The organism is Variovorax sp. J2L1-78 (assembly GCF_030317205.1).
Taxonomy (GTDB): domain Bacteria; phylum Pseudomonadota; class Gammaproteobacteria; order Burkholderiales; family Burkholderiaceae_C; genus Variovorax; species Variovorax arabinosiphilus.
In genome coordinates this window covers 1,593,798-1,616,516 of sequence record NZ_JASZYB010000001.1, presented here as the reverse complement: position 1 = coordinate 1,616,516, position 22,719 = coordinate 1,593,798, and the positions used below count along the sequence as shown (strand labels likewise).

The 22,719-nt window shown below is 69.1% G+C and carries 20 protein-coding genes; 15 read left to right on the top strand and 5 right to left on the bottom strand.

Going from position 1 to position 22,719, the window contains the following annotated elements; all coding sequences use genetic code 11:
- Positions 1-18: 18 nt before the first annotated feature.
- The 3 genes from QTH86_RS07730 to QTH86_RS07720 are packed head-to-tail and all read right to left on the bottom strand — an operon-like array spanning position 19 to position 3,901.
- Positions 19-2,016, bottom strand: coding sequence for a transglutaminase TgpA family protein (locus tag QTH86_RS07730; protein ID WP_286645254.1), 1,998 nt, complete (start codon positions 2,014-2,016; stop codon positions 19-21).
- Positions 2,007-2,984, bottom strand: coding sequence for a DUF58 domain-containing protein (locus QTH86_RS07725; protein ID WP_286645255.1), 978 nt, complete (start codon positions 2,982-2,984; stop codon positions 2,007-2,009). The genes QTH86_RS07730 and QTH86_RS07725 overlap by 10 nt, the downstream gene beginning before the upstream one ends.
- Complete coding sequence (locus QTH86_RS07720; RefSeq protein WP_286645256.1) at positions 2,981-3,901, bottom strand: AAA family ATPase; 921 nt, start codon at positions 3,899-3,901, stop codon at positions 2,981-2,983. The genes QTH86_RS07725 and QTH86_RS07720 overlap by 4 nt, the downstream gene beginning before the upstream one ends.
- An 86-nt stretch (positions 3,902-3,987) precedes the next feature.
- On the opposite strand from QTH86_RS07720, the gene QTH86_RS07715 reads away from it, so the two are divergent.
- The 13 genes from QTH86_RS07715 (at position 3,988) to QTH86_RS07655 (ending at position 20,102) form a co-directional block, all read left to right on the top strand.
- A complete protein-coding gene (locus tag QTH86_RS07715; protein ID WP_286645257.1) occupies positions 3,988-4,941 on the top strand; it encodes a histone deacetylase family protein in 954 nt (317 codons plus the stop codon).
- On the top strand, positions 4,941-6,221 hold the full coding sequence (locus QTH86_RS07710) for a mechanosensitive ion channel family protein (protein WP_286645258.1): 1,281 nt from the start codon (positions 4,941-4,943) through the stop codon (positions 6,219-6,221). The genes QTH86_RS07715 and QTH86_RS07710 overlap by 1 nt, the downstream gene beginning before the upstream one ends.
- 146 nt (positions 6,222-6,367) lie before the next feature.
- Complete coding sequence (locus tag QTH86_RS07705) at positions 6,368-7,117, top strand: electron transfer flavoprotein subunit beta/FixA family protein (RefSeq protein ID WP_286645259.1); 750 nt, start codon at positions 6,368-6,370, stop codon at positions 7,115-7,117.
- Position 7,118: 1 nt separating this feature from the next.
- Positions 7,119-8,051 carry an electron transfer flavoprotein subunit alpha/FixB family protein gene (locus QTH86_RS07700; protein ID WP_286645260.1) on the top strand — a complete coding sequence of 311 codons (933 nt, stop codon included), beginning with the start codon at positions 7,119-7,121 and terminating at the stop codon, positions 8,049-8,051.
- Positions 8,052-8,123: 72 nt separating this feature from the next.
- Positions 8,124-9,914 carry an acyl-CoA dehydrogenase gene (locus tag QTH86_RS07695; protein ID WP_286645261.1) on the top strand — a complete coding sequence of 597 codons (1,791 nt, stop codon included), beginning with the start codon at positions 8,124-8,126 and terminating at the stop codon, positions 9,912-9,914.
- Between the two features lie 101 nt (positions 9,915-10,015).
- Positions 10,016-10,978, top strand: a complete 963-nt coding sequence (locus QTH86_RS07690) for an NAD(P)H-dependent flavin oxidoreductase (RefSeq protein WP_286645262.1) — start codon at positions 10,016-10,018, stop codon at positions 10,976-10,978.
- Positions 10,979-10,995: 17 nt separating this feature from the next.
- A complete protein-coding gene (locus QTH86_RS07685; protein WP_286645263.1) occupies positions 10,996-12,153 on the top strand; it encodes an acyltransferase family protein in 1,158 nt (385 codons plus the stop codon).
- A gap of 217 nt (positions 12,154-12,370) precedes the next feature.
- Positions 12,371-14,083 carry a thiol reductant ABC exporter subunit CydD gene (cydD, locus tag QTH86_RS07680; protein WP_444813607.1) on the top strand — a complete coding sequence of 571 codons (1,713 nt, stop codon included), beginning with the start codon at positions 12,371-12,373 and terminating at the stop codon, positions 14,081-14,083.
- A complete protein-coding gene (locus QTH86_RS07675) occupies positions 14,080-15,777 on the top strand; it encodes an amino acid ABC transporter ATP-binding/permease protein (protein WP_286645265.1) in 1,698 nt (565 codons plus the stop codon). The genes cydD and QTH86_RS07675 overlap by 4 nt, the downstream gene beginning before the upstream one ends.
- A 33-nt stretch (positions 15,778-15,810) precedes the next feature.
- On the top strand, positions 15,811-17,424 hold the full coding sequence (locus QTH86_RS07670) for a cytochrome ubiquinol oxidase subunit I (protein ID WP_286645266.1): 1,614 nt from the start codon (positions 15,811-15,813) through the stop codon (positions 17,422-17,424).
- 16 nt (positions 17,425-17,440) lie between these two features.
- Positions 17,441-18,595 carry a cytochrome d ubiquinol oxidase subunit II gene (gene cydB / locus QTH86_RS07665; protein ID WP_286645267.1) on the top strand — a complete coding sequence of 385 codons (1,155 nt, stop codon included), beginning with the start codon at positions 17,441-17,443 and terminating at the stop codon, positions 18,593-18,595.
- A 27-nt stretch (positions 18,596-18,622) separates the two neighbouring features.
- Complete coding sequence (cydX, locus tag QTH86_RS07660; RefSeq protein WP_286645268.1) at positions 18,623-18,745, top strand: cytochrome bd-I oxidase subunit CydX; 123 nt, start codon at positions 18,623-18,625, stop codon at positions 18,743-18,745.
- Between the two features lie 115 nt (positions 18,746-18,860).
- Entirely contained in the window at positions 18,861-20,102 is a 1,242-nt protein-coding gene (locus tag QTH86_RS07655; RefSeq protein ID WP_286645269.1) for a D-alanyl-D-alanine carboxypeptidase family protein, read from the top strand.
- 66 nt (positions 20,103-20,168) lie between these two features.
- Here the strand turns inward: QTH86_RS07655 and QTH86_RS07650 are convergent, their stop codons facing one another.
- Both QTH86_RS07650 and QTH86_RS07645 read right to left on the bottom strand, forming a co-directional pair.
- Positions 20,169-20,750, bottom strand: coding sequence for a GbsR/MarR family transcriptional regulator (locus QTH86_RS07650; protein WP_286645270.1), 582 nt, complete (start codon positions 20,748-20,750; stop codon positions 20,169-20,171).
- Between the two features lie 53 nt (positions 20,751-20,803).
- Positions 20,804-21,226, bottom strand: a complete 423-nt coding sequence (locus QTH86_RS07645) for a cupin domain-containing protein (protein WP_286645271.1) — start codon at positions 21,224-21,226, stop codon at positions 20,804-20,806.
- 121 nt (positions 21,227-21,347) lie between these two features.
- Between QTH86_RS07645 and QTH86_RS07640 the strand changes: the two genes are divergently transcribed.
- Positions 21,348-21,533, top strand: coding sequence for a hypothetical protein (locus QTH86_RS07640; RefSeq protein ID WP_286645272.1), 186 nt, complete (start codon positions 21,348-21,350; stop codon positions 21,531-21,533).
- Positions 21,534-21,591: 58 nt separating this feature from the next.
- On the top strand, positions 21,592-22,695 hold the full coding sequence (gene aroC, locus QTH86_RS07635; RefSeq protein WP_286645273.1) for a chorismate synthase: 1,104 nt from the start codon (positions 21,592-21,594) through the stop codon (positions 22,693-22,695).
- Positions 22,696-22,719 lie beyond the last annotated feature (24 nt).

Here is a 22,719-nt window from a genome sequence, read left to right as displayed (position 1 = left end):
CGACCGGCGCCGATGGTTTCAACGCGGCCAGGCGAGGGTGCGGAATTCCGCACGCAGGGCCGGCAGCCCCGCCTCGGGCGTCTTCGCGTAGCGCTGGGCTTCCAGCCGAAGCAGCCAGTCGTGCACCGGCTGGCCGGCTGCGCCGAAATGCGCGACCGCCTGCGTCGCGATCTGCCGCGGCGGTGCGGCCTCGGGCAACGCCAGGCCAGCCTTCTCCAGCCGCTGCCGCGCCCGGCCCAGCAGGCGCAGCCAAGGGTCGTGCTGGCTGCGTTCCCACAGGGTCCAGCCCGCGCCGGCGAGGCTGGCCGCGATCAGTACCCACAGCAGCACGGTTGCCAGGTCCTGCAGGCTGGGCGCCTCGAAACCGATGTTCTTCAAGAGGTCGAGCTGGCGGCTCTGTGTGTAGTTGAGCACCCACTGGTTCCAGCCGTTGTTGACCGCTTCCCAGGCCGCGCGCAGGTTCTGCGCCAGCGTCGGGCTCATGGTGCCGATGGCGCCGGCGAAGAGGCCGGGCTGCGCCGCCAGGCGCTGGAAGGCGCCGATGCGGCCGGGCGAGACGGAGGCGGTCGGGTCGACGCGGGTCCAGCCCTTGCCGGCTTCCCACACCTCGGCCCAGGCATGTGCATCGGCCTGCCGCAGCACCCAGTAGCCGTCTACGCCGTTGAGCTCGCCACCCTGGTAGCCCGTGACGATGCGCGCCGGGATGTCGAGCGCACGCATCAGCACGACGAAGGCCGAGGCGATGTGCTCGCAGAAGCCGACCTTGCGGTCGAACCAGAACTCGTCGGCGGTCTCATTGCCGTACAGGCCGGGTTCCAGCGTGTAGCTGTAGCCGCCGGTGCGCAGGCGTTCGAGCGCGGCGTTGACGAAAGCCGGCGTGGCGGCGCCGGCGAGCGTCGGGTCGGCCTTCATCTGTGCGGCCAGGGCGACCGTCCGCGGGTTGGCGCCCGGCGGCAGTGCGACGTAGCGCTGCAGGGCGCCGGTGCGCCGCAGCGGGCCGCTCTGGAACTGCGGGTAGCTTTCGGCGCGGTAGCGCAGCAGGTCGCCGATCGCGCGGTTGGCCATCCATTGCAGGTCGGGCGTGGCCATGACGCGCAGGCCGGGAATCTCGGGCGGCTTCACCGGCGCGTCGAGCGCCAGCAGCCAGGGGCGGTTGCTCGGCTCCAGCGTGACTTCGTAGCCCACCGGCTCGCCCTGCACGCGCAGGTCGGCGATGAGGAAGGCACGTTCCCAGGGCGGCGGCGCGCTCCATTCACGGCCGTCGAAGTCCGACAGCACCGGACCGCGGAAATACAGGTCGCGCTGCGGCGGCGCGCGGCCGCCGTCGAACTTGACGCGGGCGGCGATGCCGTCGTCGAGCGCGAGCTGCGCGATGCTGCCCACGCGCATCGTGGCCGACAGCCCGCTGCGCCCGGTCATCTGGTCGTTCGGCGTGCCCCACAGCGGCGCCATGCGCGGGAACAGCATGAAAAGCGCCAGCATGATCGGCGCGCCCAGCAGTGCCATCCATCCTGCTGTGCGCGCGGCCTGAGCCAGCGGCGGCCGGCCGACCGGCATGTGGGCGTTGACCAGCGCCGTCAGCAGGCCCAGCAGCGCGAGCAGCATCGCCACGGCGGTGAGCAGCGACTGCGAGCTGAAGAAGTTCGTCAGCATCGCGAAGAAGCCGAGGAAGAAGATGACGAAGGCGTCGCGCCGCGCGCGCAGCTCCAGCGTCTTGAGCGCGAGCAGCACGACGACGAGCGTGACGCCGGCCTCGCGGCCCAGCACGGTGCGGTAGGTGGCGAAGGTGGCGGCCAGCGCCACGGCCAGCAATGCCACCAGCCACCAGCGGCCGGGCAGGGGCCGCGACTGCACGGCCAGCGTGCCGCGCCAGGCCAGCATGATGGCCGTCAGCCCGGTGCACCACCACGGCAGCTCGGGCACCTGCGGCAGCAGCACGATGCCGATCACGCCGAGCAGGAACAGCGTGTCGCGGGCGTCGCGCGGCAGGGCGCCGAGCCAGGCTGTCATGCGCATGTGGCGAGCACCTCCAGGCAGCGGCGGCGGTGCGCTTCGCCCTGCGACGGCGGCACCTGCTGGCCAGCCACGCGCAGGCCGTAGTCGATGTTCAGCCGGTCGGCCATCAGCACCCAGGCGCACAGGCGCGAGATGCGGGCTTCAGGATCGGGCAAGGCGGCGTTCTGCGCATCGAGCCAGAGTTCCTGGCGCTGCGCCTGCTGGGTGTCGCGGCTGAACAGTTCGTCGGAGCCGGCCGCCTGCGCGCGCGCCGCCTTCTTCCAGACCACGAGCTTGAGCGGGTCGCCGCGGCGGTAGGCCCGCACGCCGTCGTACTCGCCAGCGCTGGCGGCACGCGCGACCGACGCGCTGGCGTCGCTGGCCAGCGGCTCGCCGGCCGGCAACGCGGGCGGGTGTGGCTCCGGCGCCGGGTACACCAGCAACGACGAGGCGGGGCGCCACACGGTCCAGACGCGGAAGGCTCCGAGCGGAAAGCGCGTCTCGGCCGTGAGCGGCGGCACGGCATGCAGGCCGCGCCGTACGGGTTGGAAGGCGATCTCGACCGTCTCGCTCCCCTGCGCTGGCACGTCGCACCAGGCCCAGTGCCCGCTGCCACGCGCCGCCAGGCCGATGCCGTAGCGCACGCTGCGGCGCGCGTTGTGCAGCACCACGCGGAAGACGGCCGCGCTGCCGGCGTACTGCGGGTCCGGCGGCATCAGGTGCATCGAGAGGCCGCGCAGCGTCGCGTGGCTCACGTGCATGCCGACCGCCACGCAGCCGGCCAGCATGAAGGTCAGCAGGTAGCCGAGGTTGAGCTGGTAGTTGATCGACGCGACCAGCAGCACGAGCAGCGTGGCGGCCAGCATCCAGCCGGCCGGCGTCGGGACGATGTAGACATTGCGCTGCGTCAGCGCCAGCGTATCGCTCGGCGGCCGGCGCGACAGGAACCAGCCGTCGATGCGTCGGCGCGTGGCGGCCAGCGGGTTCACGGCAGTGGGACGGCCGCGACCATGGCGCGCACCTGCTCGAAGGCGCCGCGGCCGGCGTCACCGACAGGCGTCACGCGGTGCGCCACGGTCTGCGGCAGCACCGCCTGCACGTCGTCAGGCGCCACGTAGTCGCGGTTGGCCAGCAGCGCCTGCGCCTTGGCGGCCCGCAGGATCGCGATGCCCGCGCGCGGCGACAGGCCCTGCAGAAACCAGCGGCCGTTGCGCGTGGCGGCGATCAGGTCCTGCACGTAGTTGAGCAAGGCATCGGACGCATGCACCTGCTGCACCCGCTGCTGCAGCGCGTTCAGTTCGCCGGCCGTGAGCAACGCCGGCAGGCCGGCCAGCATCTCGCGGCGGTCGGCGCCGGCCAGCAGCTCGCGCTCGGCGGCGCGGTCGGGGTAGCCGATCGAGATGCGCATCAGGAAGCGGTCCAGCTGCGACTCGGGGAGCGCGAAGGTGCCGAGCTGGTCGTGCGGGTTCTGCGTGGCGATCACGAAGAAGGGCGTCGGCAGCGGCCGTGTCTCGCCCTCGATCGTCACCTGCTTTTCTTCCATCGCCTCGAGCAGCGCGCTCTGGGTCTTGGGACTGGCGCGGTTGATCTCGTCGGCCAGCAGCACCTGCGAAAAGATCGGCCCGGGGTGGAACACGAAGGCCTGCTGGTTGCGGTCGTAGATCGCCACGCCCGACAGGTCGCCCGGCATCAGGTCGGCGGTGAACTGCACCCGCGAAAACTGCAGGCCGAAGGTGTGCGACAGCGCATGGGCGAGGGTGGTCTTGCCCACCCCCGGCACGTCCTCGATCAGGAGGTGGCCGCCCGCCAGCAGGCAGGCCACGCAGTCGCGCACCTGCGCCTCTTTGCCCACGATCACCGTGTTAAGCTGACCGAGCAAACTGGCGAGCTTCGCGGCGACGTCCATTTTTGTATCCATATGCAAACAATACCGCAAGGCCCCTCGGCCCCACGCGGCGTGAGGTCGCCCAACGCGGCGTCGGCAAGAGAGACATGGGTAAAACGGGCTACTTCACTCACCGTGACTGCTGGAAACACGACATGGGCGAGGGGCACCCGGAGTGTCCCCAACGGCTCGATGCCATCGAAGACCGGTTGCTGGTCACCGGCGTAGGCGACGCGCTCGAGCGCGGCGACGTGCCGCTTGCCACGCTGCCACAGATCGTCCGCGCCCACAGCGAGGCCCACCTCGAGCACCTCGAATCGCTGAGCCAGCGGCTGATCGAGGACGCCCCCGCCGGCGGCCCGGCCCAGGCCCTGCTCGACCCCGACACCGTGCTCATGCGCTACACCGTGCTGGCGGCGCGCCGGGCGGCCGGTGCCGCCATCGCCGCGACCGACGCCGTGATGGCCGGCGACATCGAGAACGCCTTCTGCGCCGTCCGCCCGCCCGGGCACCATGCCTGCCGCGAGCAGGCCATGGGTTTCTGCTTCCTGAACAACGTCGCCATCGCGGCGCGGCATGCGCTGGAGGTGCACGGGCTCGATCGGGTGGCGGTGGTGGACTTCGACGTGCACCACGGCAACGGCACCGAGGACATCCTGGCCGGCGACCCGCGCGTGCTGATGGTTGGCATCTTCCAGCACCCGTTCTACCCCTACGGCGACATCGACCACCCGGCCGCCAACATGCTCAACCTGCCGGTCCCGGCCTACACCAAGGGCATGGATGTGCGGGAGCTGATCGAGATGATGTGGATGCCGCGCCTGGAGGAATTCAAGCCGCAGATGATCTTCATCAGCGCCGGCTTCGATGCCCACCGCGACGACGAACTCGGCCAGCTGCGGCTCAACGAAAACGACTTCGCCTGGATCACCGACCGCGTGCGTGATGTGGCCAAGCGCCATGCGCACGGGCGCATCGTGTCGATGCTCGAAGGCGGCTACAACCTGGATGCCCTGGCGCGCAGCGTGGAGGCGCACGTCCGGGTCCTGGCGGACCTGTGATGAACCTCGACGACTTCATGGCCCGCCTGGGCCAGGTGCAGGCGCGCAGCCTCTGGATCGAACTGGCCGCGCTGGTCGCCTGCGTGGCGCTGGCCTGGGGCGTGACGCGCTGGTTCGGCCGCGACCAGCCCAAGGATTCGATCTGGTTCGGCGAGCGCACCTTCGACGGGCTGCTGTTCCCGTTGCTGGCGCTGGTCGCGACCGACCTCGCGCGGCGCCTGGTGCTCAACTACCAGGTGGTCGTGGTGCTGCGCATCGCGGTCTCGGTCTTCCTGGCGCTGGTGGTGATCCGGCTGATCGCGCGCGTGATGCGGGCCGTGTTCCCAGGCTCGGCGCTGGTGCGGCTGGTGGAGCGCACCGTGTCGTGGATCGCCTGGGTCGGCGCGGTGCTGTGGATCGTCGGCCTGCTGCCGCCCGTGCTGGCGGAGCTCGACCAGATCACGCTGGCCTTCGGCAAGACCCGCGTGAGCGTACGCACGATCTTCGAAGGCGCGCTGTCGGCCGGTTTCGTGCTCGTGATCGCGCTGTGGATTTCGAGCACCGTCGAAAAGCGCATCCTGCGCGAAGCCGTGACCGACCTGTCGATGCGCAAGGTGGCATCGAACGCGATCCGCGCCTTCCTGCTGCTCATCGGCCTCTTGTTCGCGCTGTCGGCCGTGGGCGTGGATCTGACGGCGCTGTCGGTGCTGGGCGGCGCGCTCGGCGTCGGCCTGGGCTTCGGCCTGCAGAAGCTGGCGGCCAACTACGTCAGCGGCTTCGTGATCCTGCTGGAGCGCTCGATCCGCATCGGCGACAACGTGAAGGTCGACAACTTCGAAGGCCGCATCACCGACATCAAGACGCGCTACACCCTCATCCGCGCGGGCAACGGGCGCGAGGCGATCGTGCCGAACGAATCGCTCATCACGAGCCGGGTGGAGAACCTGTCGATCGCCGACCGCAAGTTCAACATCACGACCGCCATCGTGGTCGGCTACGAGAGCGACGTGGCGCAGGTGCAGGCCATCCTGGTCGGGGCGGCGACGGCGCAGGCGCGCGTCATGGCCGACCCGGTGCCGATCGCCTTCCTCACCAACTTCGCGCCCGACGGGCTGGAGTTCACGCTGCACTTCTGGGTGACCGACCCCGACAAGGGCAAGGACAACGTGCGCTCGGCCATCAACATCGCGATCCTCGAGGGCCTGCGTGCCGCGAAGATCGACATTCCCTATCCGCAGCGCGTGCTGCGCGTCGAGTCGCTGCCCGACGGCTTCTCGCGCCCTGAAGCCGCGCCTTTATAATCCGAGAAAAGCACGACCGTTCTTTTCTCTGCGCCAAAGGTGGCTCGCGAGGCCTGTGTCCACAGGGACAGCCCCGCGAAAAGTGTCGTCCTAGAATGACCGGCTGCCCCGAGGCACACAGTTTTGCAATCTATGGAGTCACACCAATGAAGGTTCTGGTCCCAGTCAAACGGGTCGTCGACTACAACGTGAAGGTTCGCGTGAAGTCCGACGGCACCGGCGTCGACATCGCCAACGTCAAGATGAGCATGAACCCGTTCGACGAGATCGCCGTCGAAGAGGCGGTTCGCCTGAAGGAGAAGGGCGTGGTCACCGAGGTGATCGCCGTCTCGTGCGGCGACGCGAAGTGCCAGGAAACCCTGCGCACCGCGATGGCCATCGGTGCCGACCGCGGCATCCTGGTGGAAACCACCGAAGAGCTCCAGCCGCTGGCCGTCGCCAAGCTGTTGAAGGCGCTGGTCGACAAGGAACAGCCGCAACTGATCATCCTTGGCAAGCAGGCGATCGACGACGACGCCAACCAGACGGGCCAGATGCTCGCCGCGCTGGCCGACCTGCCGCAGGCCACCTTCGCCTCGAAGGTCGAAGTGTCGGGTGACAAGGTCAGCGTGACGCGCGAAGTCGACGGCGGCGCCGAGACGCTGTCGCTGTCGCTGCCCGCCGTCATCACGACCGACCTGCGCCTGAACGAGCCGCGCTACGTGACGCTGCCGAACATCATGAAGGCCAAGAAGAAGACGCTCGACGTCTTCAAGCCCGAAGACCTGGGTGTGGACGTCAAGCCGCGCCTGAAGACGCTCAAGGTGAGCGAGCCGCCCAAGCGCGGTGCCGGCGTCAAGGTGGCCGACGTGGCCGCCCTGGTGGACAAGCTCAAGAACGAAGCGAAGGTGATCTGACATGACAGCACTGGTAATTGCCGAACACGACCACGCGACCGTCAAGCCCGCGACCCTCAACACCGTGACCGCCGCACTCGCCTGCGGTGGCGATGTGCACGTGCTGGTGGCCGGTGCCAATGCCGCCGAAGCCGGCAAGGCTGCGGCGCAGATCGCCGGCGTGAGCAAGGTCATCGTCGCCGACAGCCCGTCGCTGGCCGAGAACCTGGCAGAGAACGTGGCGGCGCAGGTGCTGGCGATCGCGTCGAACTACAGCCACATCCTGTTCCCCTCGACCGCCAACGGCAAGAACGTCGCACCGCGCGTCGCTGCCAAGCTCGACGTCGCGCAGATCAGCGACATCACCAAGGTGGACAGCCCCGACACCTTCGAGCGCCCGATCTACGCCGGCAACGCCATCGCCACCGTGCAGAGCAGCGACGCGATCAAGGTCATCACCGTGCGCACGACCGGCTTCGATGCCGCGGCGGCCACCGGCGGCAGTGCCGCGGTCGAAACCGCCGAAGGCGTGGCCGACAGCGGCAAGTCGAGCTTCGTGGGCCGCGAGGTCACGAAGAGCGAACGCCCAGAACTCACCGCCGCCAAGATCATCGTGTCGGGCGGCCGCGCGCTGGGCAGTTCGGAGAAGTTCACCGAGGTGATGGCACCGCTGGCCGACAAGCTCAATGCCGGCCTGGGCGCTTCGCGCGCCGCGGTCGATGCGGGCTACGCGCCGAACGACTGGCAGGTGGGCCAGACCGGCAAGATCGTCGCGCCGCAGCTCTACATCGCCGCCGGCATCTCGGGCGCGATCCAGCATCTGGCCGGCATGAAGGATTCCAAGGTGATCGTCGCAATCAACAAGGACGAGGAAGCGCCGATCTTCTCGGTGGCCGACTATGGCCTGGTGGCTGACCTGTTCGTCGCCGTGCCGGAACTCACCAAGGCCCTCTGAGGCCTGGCACCTGCGTCGACAAAGGGCATCGTTCGCGATGCCCTTTTCACATCCGAATCCTGGAGACAAGACATGAGCTACATCGCCCCCGTCAAGGACATGCTGTTCGACATCGAACACCTGGCCCGCCTCGAAGAGATCACCAAGCTGCCCGGCTTCGAGGACGCGGGCCTGGACACCGCACAGGCGGTGCTCGAGGAATGCGCGCGCTTCAACCAGGACGTGGTGGCGCCGCTCAACGTGGCGGGCGACCGCAACCCGTCGAGTTTCAAGGACGGCGCGGTGACCACCACGCCCGGCTTCAAGGACGCCTTCACGCAGTACGCCGCGGGCGGCTGGCAAGGCCTGCAGCACCCGGTCGACTTCGGCGGCCAGGGGCTGCCCAAGACCATCGGCGCGGCCTGCGGCGAGATGCTGAACTCGGCCAACATGAGCTTCGCGCTGTGCCCGCTGCTGAGCGATGGCGCCATCGAGGCGCTCCTGACGGCCGGCTCCGACGAGCTCAAGGCTGTGTACCTCGAGAAGCTCGTGAGCGGCCAGTGGACCGGCACCATGAACCTGACCGAGCCGCAGGCCGGCAGCGACCTCGCGCTGGTGCGCAGCCGCGCCGAGCCGCAACCCGACGGCACCTACAAGGTCTTCGGCACCAAGATCTTCATCACCTACGGCGAGCACGACATGGCCGAGAACATCGTGCACCTCGTGCTGGCCCGCGTGACCGGCGCGCCCGAAGGCGTGAAGGGCATCAGCCTGTTCGTGGTGCCGAAGTTCATGGTCGGCAAGGACGGTTCGCTCGGCGAGCGCAACGACGTGCACTGCGTGAGCATCGAGCACAAGCTGGGCATCAAGGCCTCGCCCACCGCGGTGCTGCAGTACGGCGATCACGGCGGCGCCGTCGGCTATCTGGTCGGCCAGGAGAACCGCGGCCTCGAGTACATGTTCATCATGATGAACTCGGCGCGCTACGCGGTCGGCATGCAGGGCATCGCCATCGCCGAGCGTGCCTACCAGCACGCCGTGGCCTACGCCAAGGACCGCGTGCAGAGCCGCCCGGTCGACGGCTCGATGAATGCCAGCGCGCCCATCATCCACCACCCCGACGTCAAGCGCATGCTGATGACGATGCGTGCCTACACCGAAGGCTGCCGCGCGATGGCGAGCGTGGCGGCCGCAGCCTACGACGCGTCGCACCACCACCCCGATGCAGAGGCGCGCCAGCAGAACCAGGTTTTCTACGAATTCATGGTGCCGCTGGTGAAGGGCTACAGCACCGAGATGAGCCTGGAGGTCACCTCGCTGGGCGTGCAGGTGCACGGCGGCATGGGCTTCATCGAGGAGACCGGCGCGGCGCAGTACTACCGCGACGCGAAGATCCTCACGATCTACGAAGGCACGACCGCGATCCAGGCCAACGACCTCGTCGGCCGCAAGACGGCGCGCGACGGCGGCCGTACGGCCAAGGCCATCGCCGCGCAGATCGAGTCGACGGAAGCCGAACTTGCGAAGCGCGACAGCGCCGATGCGCACGCGGTGCTCAAGCGCCTGAAGGCCGCGCGCGAGGCCTTCGTCGAGGTGGTCGAGTTCGTTGCGGGCCAGACCAAGGCATCGCCCAACGCCGTGTTCGCGGGCAGCGTGCCCTACCTGATGCTGGCCGGCAACCTGGTGGCCGGCTGGCAACTGGCCCGTTCGCTGCTGATCGCCGAAGACCTGGCCCGGGCCGGCACCGATGTCGCCTTCATGCTGGCCAAGGTCGCGACTGCGCGCTTCTATGCGGAGCACATCCTGAACAAGGCGCCGGGCCTGCGCGACAGCATCGTCGACGGCGCCGAGAGCGTGACCGCGCTGGCGCTCGATGCCTTCTGACCTGCGCGCCGCCCGAGCACTCTGTATAGCTGTCGCCCAGACGACGCGCGCGCCCGGCGCCTTCTTATAAAAGCCATCTCGACCTAACCGACGGAGACCTCATGTCCAAGCTGCCCCCCGTGCTCGCGAACCTGCCGCTGCCCATCATCGGTTCGCCGCTGTTCATCATCAGCAACCCGAAGATGGTGATCGCCCAGTGCAAGGCGGGCGTGGTGGGGGCGATGCCGGCGCTCAATGCGCGTCCGGCGGAACAGCTGGAAGCGTGGCTGATCGAGATCACCGAAGAACTGGCGGCCTACAACAAGGCGAACCCCGACAAGCCGGCCGCGCCCTTCGCCATCAACCAGATCGTGCACAAGAGCAACGACCGGCTCGAGCACGACATGGCGATGGTCGTGAAGTACAAGGTGCCGATCGTCATCACCTCGCTGGGCGCGCGCACCGACGTGAACGACGCGGTGCACAGCTACGGCGGCGTGACGCTGCACGACATCATCAACAACAGCTTCGCCAAGAAGGCGATCGAGAAGGGCGCCGACGGCCTGATCGCCGTGGCCGCCGGTGCCGGCGGTCATGCGGGCGTGAAGAGCCCGTTCGCGCTGATCCAGGAAATCCGCCAGTGGTTCGATGGCCCCATCGCGCTGTCGGGTTCGATCGCCAGCGGCGATGCGGTGCTCGCCGCGCAGGCCATGGGCGCCGACTTCGCCTACATCGGCACGGCCTTCATCGCGACGGAAGAAGCGCGCGCGAGCGACGCCTACAAGCAGGCCATCGTGGACGGCAGCTCGGACGACATCGTCTATTCGAACCTTTTCACCGGCGTGCATGGCAACTACCTGGCGCCGTCGATCGTGGCGGCCGGCATGGACCCGGCCAACCTGCCCGAAGGCGACCTGAAGACCATGAACTTCGCCAGTGGCGATGGCAGCAAGGCCAAGGCCTGGAAGGACATCTGGGGTTCGGGCCAGGGCATTGGCGCGATCACGGAAGTGACCAGCGTGGCGGCTTTCGTCGAGAAGCTCAAGCGCGAGTACCAGGCGGCGCGCCAGCGGCTGGCGCTCTAGGCGCGCGCCACCGCCGCATGGCAGCCGTTCCGCGCGTCCCGATGCCGATCGATCCGGCGGGCGCGCGCATGCCGCTGCTCGATGCGGTCAAGGGCGTGGCCTGCGCGCTGATCGTCGGCCATCACCTGGCACGTTACGGCCCGATGGCCGAAAGCGCCTCGGTGCTGGCGCCATCGTTCTTCGGCTGGCTGGCGCAGCACGGGCGGCTGGCCGTCCAGATCTTCCTGGTTCTGGCCGGCTTTCTGGCGGCGAGCAGCCTCGCGCCGGACGGGCTCTTGCGCGTCGAGCGTCCGATGGCGCGCGTGGCCCGCCGCTATGCGCGGCTCGTCATGCCCTATCTGGCTGCGCTGTCCTGCAGCGTCGTCGCCGCTGCGCTCGTGCGCCCCTGGCTGAACGACGAGGCGGTGCCCGATGCCCCGGTGATCGCGCAACTCGTCGCCCATGCCTTGCTCCTGCAGGACCTCTTGGGCTATGACGCGCTGTCGACCGGGGTCTGGTATGTGGCCATCGACTTCCAGCTCTTCGTGCTCGCGCTGGCGGCGTTCGGGTGGGTGCGCTGGCTCGAGCGGCGGTGGAAGGTCGACGCCGCGCGCGCACGTTGGCTGGCCGTCGCGCTGGTGCTGGGGCTCGTTGCCGCATCGCTCGCGGTCTTCAACCGCGATGCGGCGCTCGACGACACCGCGCTCTACTTCTTCGGCGCCTATGGACTCGGCATGCTGGTCTTCTGGATCGGCCGCGCCACGCGCGACAGCACATGGCGGCTGGCCGCGCTCACGCTGGCGCTGTTCGGTGCGGGTGCGCTGGCGATCGATTGGCGTAGCCGCATCGCGGTCGCCTTGGTGGCGGCACTGGCCATTGCCGTGGCCCAGCGCCGGCAGTGGCTGCGGCCGACGGCCTGGCCCGCCGTGTGGCAGCCGTTGGTGCACCTCGGCGAGATCTCCTATTCGCTGTTTCTCATCCACTTTCCGGTGATCCTGCTGGCCAACGCGGTCGTCGACCACTGGTGGCCGGACCAGGCGTGGACGGCCCTGTGGGGCATGGCCGTCGCGCTCGCGTTGTCGTTGGCAGCCGGCACCTTGCTGCACCGGCAAGTGGAGATGCGGGCTGCCACGTGGAAAGCCGTGCTGGCGCTTTTCGCCGGCCTGCTCGCGTGCGGCGTGCTGAGCGCCGCTTGATGCGGCCGCATCAAGCGGCCCATCGTGCCCTGCGCCGTGACCGCGCCGGCCTCCGTCGCGGGGGATAGGCATTCAAGGCCGCAAAGGCCTCCTGTTTCTCTCGCCTTCATGCCATAACCGGGCCTGCGCCGACTTGCGCGCGCGCAAGCGGTCGCCGCCCATCTCCGTTAAACTTCATGAAGTTTCAGGAAATACTGAAAATTCGAAAGCGCAACCGATGACTTCGTCTCCCGCCCACCCTGCTGGTTCGACCATGCCGTCGACCAGCAGCCTGCGCCGACTGGCGGCGCCCGGGGTGGGCAGCCTGGTGCAGGGCGGGGCTGCGCTCTTCTGGCTGCCGCAAGCGGCGTTGCTGGCCTCGGCGGTCGAGCGGCTGGGGGCGGGCGAGGGCATCCACGCGGTGGGATGGTCGGCGCTCGGCATCGCGGCGCTGGGCGCCCTGCGCGCCGTCTGCGAAGCGTGGGGCGCGCGCGGCCTCTTCATCGAGGTGCGCGGGCAGCTCTCGGTGTTGCGCGCACAGGTCGCTGTCGCGCTGGCCGCGCGCTCGCCGCTCGACCTGGCGAGGCCCGCGTCCGGGCAGGCCGCCAGCGTGATCGCCGAGCAGGCCGAGGCCGTGCTGCCGTACCTGGTGCGCTACCAGCCCGCCCGCTGGCGCGCGATGCTGGTGCCTATCTTCATCCTCGTCGCAGTGGCCTGTTTCTCGTGGATCGCCGCGCTGATCCTGCTGGTGGCCGCGCCGCTCATTCCCATGTTCATGGCCATCGTCGGCTGGCGCGCCCAGGCGGCGAGCCAGCAGCAGATGGTCGAGATGGGCGCGATGAACGCCTTCCTGCTCGACCGCCTGCGCGGCCTCGCGACGCTGCGCGCGCTGGGTGCGGTGGATCTGACGGCGCATCGCCTCGGCGATGTCGCCCAGTCGCTGCGCCGTCGCACCATGGCGGTGTTGCGCATCGCCTTTCTCTCGTCGGCGGTGCTCGAGCTGTTCGCCGCGCTGGGTGTGGCGATGGTCGCGGTGTACATCGGCTTCCACCTGCTCGGCACGCTGGAGTTTGGCAGCTGGGGGCGCCGGCTGACCTTGGGCGAAGGGCTGTTCGTGCTGCTGCTGGCACCGGCGTTCTTCGAGCCGCTGCGTGAACTCTCGGCGGTGTGGCACGACCGCGCCGCCGGCGAGGCGGCCCTCGATGCGCTGGATGCGTTGGCCGAGGCCGGCGTGCCGATGCCGGGGCGCCCGAACGCGCAGACACCGGCCGTGGTGCGACGCGGTGCGCCCTCGGTGCGCATCCACAAGCTGCACTTCGCACACCGGGGCGAGACCACACTGTTCGACGGCTTCGACCTGCATGTGGCGCCGGGCGAGCACATCGCGCTCACCGGCCCGAGCGGCGCGGGCAAGACGGCCTTGCTGAGCCTGATCGCCGGCTTGATGTCGGCCGACTCGGGCGACATCGCCATCGGTGGCGTGTCGCTCAACGACGAGACTGCATCGGTGCTGCGCCGGCGGATCGGTTGGATGGGCCAGCGCCCGCACGTCTTCGCGGCGCCGGTGCATGACAACGTGGCCATGGGGCGCATCGGCGTCGGGCGTGACGACGTGGCGCAGGCCATGCGCGACGCCGGGCTTGGCGACGTGGCGCAGGCACGGCCGGCCACCACGTTGGGCGAGGGCGGTGGCGGCCTGTCGGGCGGTGAACTCGTGCGGCTGGCATTGGCCCGGCTGGCGGTGCAGCCCGAGGCGGACCTGTGGCTGGTCGACGAGCCGACGGCGCACCTCGACACCGACACCGCCGAGCGCGTGGTCGACGCGCTGCTGCGGCTGGCGCAGGGCAAGACGCTGATCGCGGTGACGCACGACCCGATCCTCGCCGCGCGCATGCAGCGCGTGGTGCGGCTCGGCGACGCGCCGGCCGTGATGGCGCAGGCGGCCGCATGACGCGCGCTCGCCATCGCCGCCTGCGCGACCTGCGCACCGTGCTGCAGCCCTTCATCGCCAACGCCCCGCGCCGCCTCGCCCTGGGCGCGGCGCTCGGTGCGCTCACCGTGCTCATGGGCATGGCGCTGCTGGGACTGTCGGGCTGGTTCATCACGGCGACGGCCCTGGCCGGGCTGAGCGCCACCACGGCCGTCGTCTTCGATGTCTTCATGCCGTCCGCCGGCATCCGGCTGCTGGCCTTGGGTCGCACCGGCGCACGCTATGGCGAGCGCCTGGTGACGCACGACGCCACCTTCGCCGCGCTGGCCGACCTGCGCGAACGCCTCTTCCGCGGATGGGCACGGCCCGAGGCGGCGCGCGCGCTGATGGCCCGGCCGGCCCGGCTGCTGTTCCGGCTGACGGCCGACATCGACGCGCTCGAATCGCTGTACCTGCGCCTGGCCGTGCCGGCCATCGCCGCGCTCGGCGCCGCGCTGCTGGCCGGCGTGGTCACGGGCTTCATGAACCTGTGGCTGGGCCTTGCGCTGACGGCCTGGCTGCTCATGTCAGGTTGGGGCATTGCGCTGTGGCTCACGCGGCAAGCGCGCCCGCATGCCATGCGGCGTGCCCAGGCTACCGAGCTGTTGCGCGCGCGCGCCGTGGACCTGGTGTCGGGCCAGACCGAGCTCGCGATGGCGGGCCGGCTCGATGCGCAGCGCGAGGCGCTCGCCGCGGCCGACCAGCGCCTGGCACGTGCCGAACTGGCGCTCAACCGGCTCGATGTGCGCGCTGGTGCCGTCTACAGCATGGCTGGCACGCTGACGCTTGTTGCCGTGTTGCTGGCGGTCGGCGCGCTGGTGGGCGAGGGCGCCATCGGCGCACCGGCCGCCGCGCTGGCGCTGCTCGTGGCCCTGACCGCCACCGAACCCTTCGCGGCCCTGCGCCGCGGCGCGCTCGAAGCCGGGCGCACCTGGCTCGCCGTGCATCGGCTGGCGCCGCGCATGGCCGACGCCGTGTCCCCGGTGGCGCTCGCCGCGACAGGGCCGGACGTGGCATTGCACGAGGTGTACGCCACCCATGCCGGCAGTGCCACGCCGGCGCTGCAAGGCCTCTCGCTGCGCATCGCGGCGGGCGAGCGCGTCGCGCTGGTCGGGCCGAGCGGCGCCGGCAAGTCCACCCTGCTGGCCGTGCTGGCCGGCGAGATCGCACCGACGCAGGGCGACGTGCACGTGCCGTCGCACTGCCTGCTCACGCAGCGCTCCGAGGTCTTCCAGGACAGCCTGCGCGACAACCTGCGCCTGGCCGATGCGTCGGCCGACGATGCACGCCTGTGGTCGGTGCTCGAGGCCGCCGGCCTCGCGGGCGAGGTGCGCGCCACGTCGGGCGGCCTCGACACGCTGCTCGGCGAGGGCGGCCTGGGCCTCTCCGGCGGCCAGTTGCGCCGTCTGGCGTTGGCGCGGCTGCTGCTGCGCGACGCTCCCTTCTGGCTGCTCGACGAGGCGACCGAAGCGGTGGACACTGTCACCGCCCATGACGTGTTGCGCCGCGTGGCGGCCCGGGCCGAGGGCCGCACGCTGCTCATCGCCACGCACCTGCGCCGCGAGGCCGCGCTGGCCGATCGGCTGATCCGCATCGAGCATGGCCGCCTGGTGGCCGACCTGCATCGCAGCACCCCGGCCTTCGACGCCGCCCTGCGCGCGCTGCGCCCCGACTGAGCCAGACCGAAGAACAAAGGAAAAGGAACCCCCATGGACCTCGACATCGTTGCCCTCTCGCGATTGCAATTCGCGCTGACGGCGCTCTACCACTTCCTCTTCGTGCCGCTCACGATCGGGCTGGCCGTGATCCTCGCGATCATGGAGACGGTCTACGTGATGACCGGCCGCACCGTCTGGCGCGACATGACGAAGTTCTGGGGCGTGCTCTTCGGCATCAACTTCGCGATGGGCGTGGCCACCGGCATCGTGATGGAGTTCCAGTTCGGCATGAACTGGAGCTACTACAGCCACTACGTCGGCGACATCTTCGGCGCGCCGCTGGCCATCGAGGGGCTGATGGCCTTCTTCCTCGAAGCCACCTTCGTCGGCCTGTTCTTCTTCGGCTGGGACAAGCTCAGCAAGGTCGGCCACCTGATGACGACCTGGGCGGTGGCCATCGGCTCCAACCTGTCGGCGCTGTGGATCCTGATCGCCAACGGCTGGATGCAGAACCCGGTCGGCTCGGCCTTCAATCCGCAGACCATGCGCATGGAGGTGACCGACTTCTTCGCGGTGCTGACCAACCCGGTGGCGCAGGCCAAGTTCGTGCACACGGTGTCGGCGGGCTACACGGTCGCGGCGATCTTCGTGCTGGGCGTGTCGTCGTGGTACGTGCTCAGGGGCCGGCACCTGGCGCTCGCCAAGCGCTCGATGACGGTGGCCGCGTCCTTCGGCCTGGCTGCGTCGCTGTCGGTCGTCGTACTCGGCGACGAGAGCGGCTACCTGTCGACCGAGCACCAGAAGATGAAGCTCGCTTCCATCGAAGCCATGTGGAAGACCGAGCCCGCGCCCGCGGCCTTCACCGCCTTCGGCTTCCCCGACCAGGAAGCGCGCGAGACGCACTATGCGATCCACATCCCTGCGGTGATGGGCCTGATCGGCACGCGTTCGCTCGACACCGTCATCCCCGGCATCGAAGACCTGGTCAAGCTCGCCGAGCGACGCATCCACGAAGGCATCAAGGCCTACGACGCGCTGCAGACGATCCGCGCCGCCGGCAGCACCGCGGCCGTGCCCGCCGATGCGAAGGACACCTTCGAAGTCAACGGCCACGCGCTGGGCTACGCGCTGCTGCTCAAGCGCTATGTCGACGACCCACGCCAGGCCACGCCGGCGCAGATCGCCAAGGCCGCATGGGACACCGTGCCCGCGGTCGCGCCGCTGTACTGGTCCTTCCGCATCATGGTCGGCCTGGGCATGTTCTTCATCCTGTTGACCGCCACCTTCTTCGTGCTCTCGACACGGCGTCGGCTCGACGCGCACCCGTGGCTGCTGAAGGTTGCCGTGTTCGCGATCCCGCTGCCGTGGATCGCCGCCGAGTGCGGCTGGATCGTGGCCGAAGTGGGCCGCCAGCCCTGGGTGATCGAAGGTGTGCTGCCCACGGCGGTGGCCGTGTCGAACCTCGGCGCGACCACGCTGCTGATCACCATCGCCGGCTTCGTCGCGATCTACACCACGCTGATCGTCATCGAGGCCAAGCTGATGCTCAAGGCGATCCGCAAGGGGCCGGACGAGCACCCCGCGCCGCCGCCTGCGGCCTACCGCGCCGGAGCGGCGCCCGAACTGCGCGCGCCATCGAGTCCCCTGGCCGGCGCGGCCGAATAAACGAGGAGCACCCGTCATGGTCTTGAGTGAACTGATCTCCTACGAAACCCTGCGCTTCATCTGGTGGCTGCTGATCGGCGTGCTGCTGGTCGCCTATGCGGTCACCGACGGCTTCGACCTCGGTGTCGGCATGCTGCTGCCCTTCGCGGGGCGCGACGACCACGAGCGCCGCGTGATGATCAACAGCGTCGGCCCCGTGTGGGAAGGCAACCAGGTCTGGCTGATCCTGGGCGGCGGCGCGGTCTTCGCGGCCTGGCCGCAGCTCTACGCGGTGTCCTTCTCGGGCTTCTACCTGGCCATGTTCGTGATCCTGGTCGCGCTCATCCTGCGGCCCGTGGCCTTCAAATTCCGCAGCAAGCGCGAAGAACCGGCCTGGCGCGCGCGCTGGGATGCGGTGCTCTTCGCGAGCGGCCTGGTGCCCGCGCTGATCTATGGCGTGGCCGTGGGCAATGTGCTGCAGGGCGTGCCCTTCCGCTTCTCGTCGGACATGCACATCTTTTACGACGGCAGTTTCTTCGGCCTGCTCAACCCCTTCGCGCTGCTGTGCGGGTTGGTGTCGGTGGCGATGATGCTGATGCACGGCGCGGCCTGGCTGCAACTGAAGACCGCCGGCCCCGTGGCCGAGCGTGCACGTCGCTACGGCAGCTGGGCGGCGGTCGCCACCTTGGTGCTCTATGCGCTGGCCGGCGTCGCGCTGTGGCTGTGGATCGACGGCTACCGCGTGACCAGTGCGCTGCCGGCCAGCGGCCCATCGAACCCGATGCTCAAGACGGCGGCACTGCAGCCGGGCGCCTGGTTCGTCAACTACGCCGCGCGGCCGTGGCTGTGGGCTGCACCGGTGCTTGGCTTGCTGGGTGCGTTGCTGGCGCTGGTCGGCCTGCGGGCGCGGCGCGAGGTCGCCACGCTGCTGGCCAGCGGCCTCTCCATCGTCGGCATCGTGTTGAGTGTGGGCGCCTCGATGTTCCCGTTCATCCTGCCGTCGTCGATCGACCCGCGCGCCAGCCTCACGGTGTGGGACTCGTCGTCGAGCCACCTCACGCTCTTCAACATGCTGGTCGCCACCGCGATCTTCCTGCCGCTCATCATTGCGTACACCAGCTGGGTCTACCACGTGCTGTGGGGCAAGGTCGATGCCGACGCGATCCGCGACGAGCGCGGCCACGCCTACTGAAACGTTCAAAGAAACAAGGAATCGATCATGTGGTACTTCGCCTGGATCCTGGGGCTGCCGCTGGCAGCGACGTTCGCGGTGCTCAATGCGATGTGGTACGAACTGATGGAAGACGAGGCTATTCGGCGGGACAAGTTGGAGAAGCCCTGAGCAAAGCGTCGGGTGTGCAGGGGGTCGGCTGAACTTGCGCTGCGATTCCTGATCTTCCAGGCAAGATCAAGGGCACTTGATCCGGCAAAATCGCCTTTCCGCTTCCCGTACGCCCATGCAACTCAAGAATTACTCTTTCCTGCCGCTCGCCATCGCCATCGCCACGGGCGCCCTCGTTCCCGGCGCAGCGTCTTTCGCGGCCGCCCATGCCGCCAAGCCTGCAGCGCAGAAGAAATCGGCCGCCGTCGAGCCTGCCCCGGCCCCCTTGGCGGGTCAAACCGCGGTGGCTGGCGGGCCGCCGGCACTGGCGGCCAAGGCCTGGTTGCTGATGGACTTCGACTCGGGCGAGGTGCTCGCCTCGGCCAACCCCGACGAACCGCTGCCACCGGCGTCGCTGACCAAGATGATGACCAGCTTCCTGGTCGAACAGGCCTTGCGTTCGGGCAAGCTCAAGAAGGACGATCTCGTGCCGGTCAGCCAGTACGCCTGGTGCCGAGGCTCGGGCACCGAGTCGTGCATGTACCTGCCGCTCAACAGCCAGGCCACGGTGATCGACATCCTGCGCGGCATCATCGTCCAGTCGGGCAACGACGCGTCCAAGGCCATCGCCGAGCACATGGCCGGCTCGGAAGAGGGCTTCGCCAAGCTCATGAATGCCGAAGCGCAGCGCCTGGGCATGACGCACACGCATTTCGTCAACGCGACGGGCCTGCCCGACCCCGACCACAAGTCGTCGGCACGCGACCTCGCGATCCTGGCGCGCGCGATTATTCGCGACAGCTCCGACTACTACCCGATCTACGCGGAGCGCGAGTTCAAGTACAACAACATCAAGCAGGGCAATCGCAACGCGCTGCTCTACACCGATCCCACGGTCGACGGCCTGAAGACCGGCCACACGCAGGAGGCGGGCTACTGCCTCGTCACCTCGTCCAAGCGCAACGGGATGCGCCTGATCACGGTGATGCTCAACACCAACAGCGCACAGGCGCGTGCCGACCAGACGCGCACGCTCCTCGGCTGGGGCTACGCCAACTTCGAGAAGGCCAACCCGATCGAGCCCACTGCGGTCGTCGCGACGCCCAAGGTCACGTTCGGCAAGGCCGACACGGTGGCCGCGGGTCTGGGGGCGCCCTGGACGGTGACGGTGCCACGCGGCCAGAAAGTGAGCACCTCGGTGCAGGTCCAGCCGGGCCTCGAAGCGCCGGTGGCCAAGGGCGCGGTGATCGGCAAGATCGTCGCGGAGTCGAACGGCAAGCCGGTCGGCGAAGCGCCGCTGGTGGCGCAGGCCGACGTGGAGCGCGCAGGGTTCATGCTGCGCCTGTGGCAGCGCGTGACGGGGCTGTTCGGCAAGTAAGAGCACCGCGTTTTCAGGCGAGGGCTCAGGCGAGGGGCGCCAAGTGCCAGGGCGCCTCTCTGGCGGTCAACCGGCCTTTTTCTTGTCCTTGCCGCCACCGGTTAGCCGGTCCTTGAGCCCCAGCACCTTCGTCACCGTCGCCCCCATGCCCATCAACTGCATGGCGGTTTCGGGTGCCAACCGCTGCACGTCGTCGAACCACTTCATCAGCCGGTCGATCAGGTCGTGCATCTCGCGCATGCGCTTCTGGGCGTGGCGTTCGGCATCGTTGGTGGGTTCTTCGAGCAGGGCGCCGCGCAGCATCGACAGGGTGGGCTCGATCTCGCGGCGGCGGCGCTCTTCGGCGAGGACGCGGAAAATTTCCCACACGTCGGAGGGCGCCTCGAAGTATTCGCGCCGATCGCCGGGCTGGTGGCGCAGGCGCACCAGGCGCCAGGCCTGCAGTTCCTTCAGGCCCATGCTCACGTTGGAGCGCGAGAAGGCGAGGAGTTCGGCGATCTCATCGGCGTTGAGGGCGCGCTCCGACAGGAAGATCAGCGCATAGATCTGGCCGACGGTGCGGTTGATGCCCCACTTGCTGCCCATCTCGCCGAAGTGGGCGACGAACTGGCGGTTGAGGGGCGGGAGTTCGGGGAGGGACGCGGGCATGCGCCCATTGTCCTCCCGCTACCGGAGTTTCAGGAATCCCTGAAACCTGGCGCTCATTTCCAGGGCGTCGGCGCGGGCACCTCGGCGGCGGGTTCGCAGTCGACGCTCTTGAAGTCGGCCGGCGAGACGATTTCCAGGTACTCCATGTCGGGCGAATAGTCGAACAGGTAGTGGCGGATGCCCGGGCGCTGGTGCACCACGTCGCCGGCCTCGACCAGGGTTTCCTTGTCCTCGTACATGAACTTGGCCCAGCCCTTCGTCATGATGACGATCTGGAAGTCGGCCTCGTGGCGGTGCCAGCCGGTGCCGGTCTCGGGCGCCATGTTGGCCTTCACCAGGTGGGCGATGACCTTGCCGTTGGTGGCTTCGGCGACGCCGAGGTCGCGGTAGAGGAAGAAGTCGCGCAGGCCGCCGGACACGAACTCGGTGTCGCCGGGCTTCACATGGGAGAACTGGGTGGCAGTGCGATCCAACATGGGCAATCTCCGTCGAGGGTGGGGATGCTGCGCCGCATCATGCATAAAGCGTTCCCGCGGCGATGTTGCACGATGGCACGCGGGGCCGCCATACTGTGCCGAACCCACGAGAGGAGTCGCGATGAGCAACGAACTGCGCAAGAAGCTGCATGAGCTGTCGGTCCTGGTCGACACGGCCCCCGATCCGCAGACGCGGGCGATCGTCGAGGCGCTGCGGCTGCAGACGGCCATCCTCAACGAGCGGCTCTTCGCCATCGACCTGCAGATCGGCGAGCTGATCCAGCGGATGGACGCCCGCGTGTCCTAGTGCCGGCGATGCCCCCCGCTGGGGCAGGTGCGACCCTTTGTGGGGATAATCCCGCCCCATGAGCGGCAACACTTTCGGCAATCTCTTCGCGGTCACCAACTTCGGAGAGTCGCACGGCCCGGCGATCGGCTGCGTCATCGACGGTTGCCCGCCCGGCATGGCCCTGACCGAGGCCGACATCCAGGGTGACCTCGACCGTCGTCGCCCCGGCACCAGCCGCCACGTCACGCAGCGCAACGAGCCTGACGCGGTGCAGATCCTCTCGGGCGTGTACGAGGGCAAGACGACCGGCACGCCGATCGCGCTGCTGATCCAGAACACCGACCAGCGCAGCAAGGACTACGGGCAGATCGCCCAGCAGTTCCGCCCCGGCCACGCCGACTTCACCTACTGGAAGAAGTACGGCATTCGCGACCCGCGCGGCGGCGGGCGGTCGTCGGCCCGGCTGACCGCGCCGATGGTGGCGGCCGGCGCGGTGGCCAAGAAGTGGCTCTACGAGAAGTACGGCACCGTGTTCCGCGGCTGTATGGCGCAGATCGGCGAGATCGCCATCCCGTTCGAGGACTGGTCGCATGTGCCGCACAACCCCTTCTTCGCGCCCGTGGCCGACGTGGCGAACCTCGAGGCGTATATGGATGCGCTGCGCAAGGCCGGCGATTCGTGCGGCGCGCGCATCCGCGTGACGGCGTCGAACGTGCCGGTGGGCCTGGGCGAGCCGCTGTTCGACAAGATGGACGCCGAGATCGCCTACGCGATGATGGGCATCAATGCGGTCAAGGGCGTGGAAATCGGCGCGGGCTTCGCGAGCGTCACGCAGCGCGGCACCACGCACGGCGACTCGATCACGCCCGACGGCTTCGAGACCAACAACGCGGGCGGGGTTCTGGGCGGCATCACGTCGGGCCAGGACCTGGAAGTGAGCATCGCCATCAAGCCGACCAGCTCGATCATCAGCCCGCGCCAGTCGATCGACGTGAACAACCAGCCGGTCGAGGTGGTGACCAAGGGCCGGCACGACCCCTGCGTGGGCATCCGCGCGACGCCCATCGCCGAGGCGATGCTGGCGCTGGTCGTGATGGAGCATGCCTTGCGCCAGCGTGCGCAGAACGGCGAGGTCTCGGCCGCGGTGGATGCCGCACCGCTGCAGGCGTCCTTCCTGTAGTGGCGGCGGCGCCGTCCTCGCCGG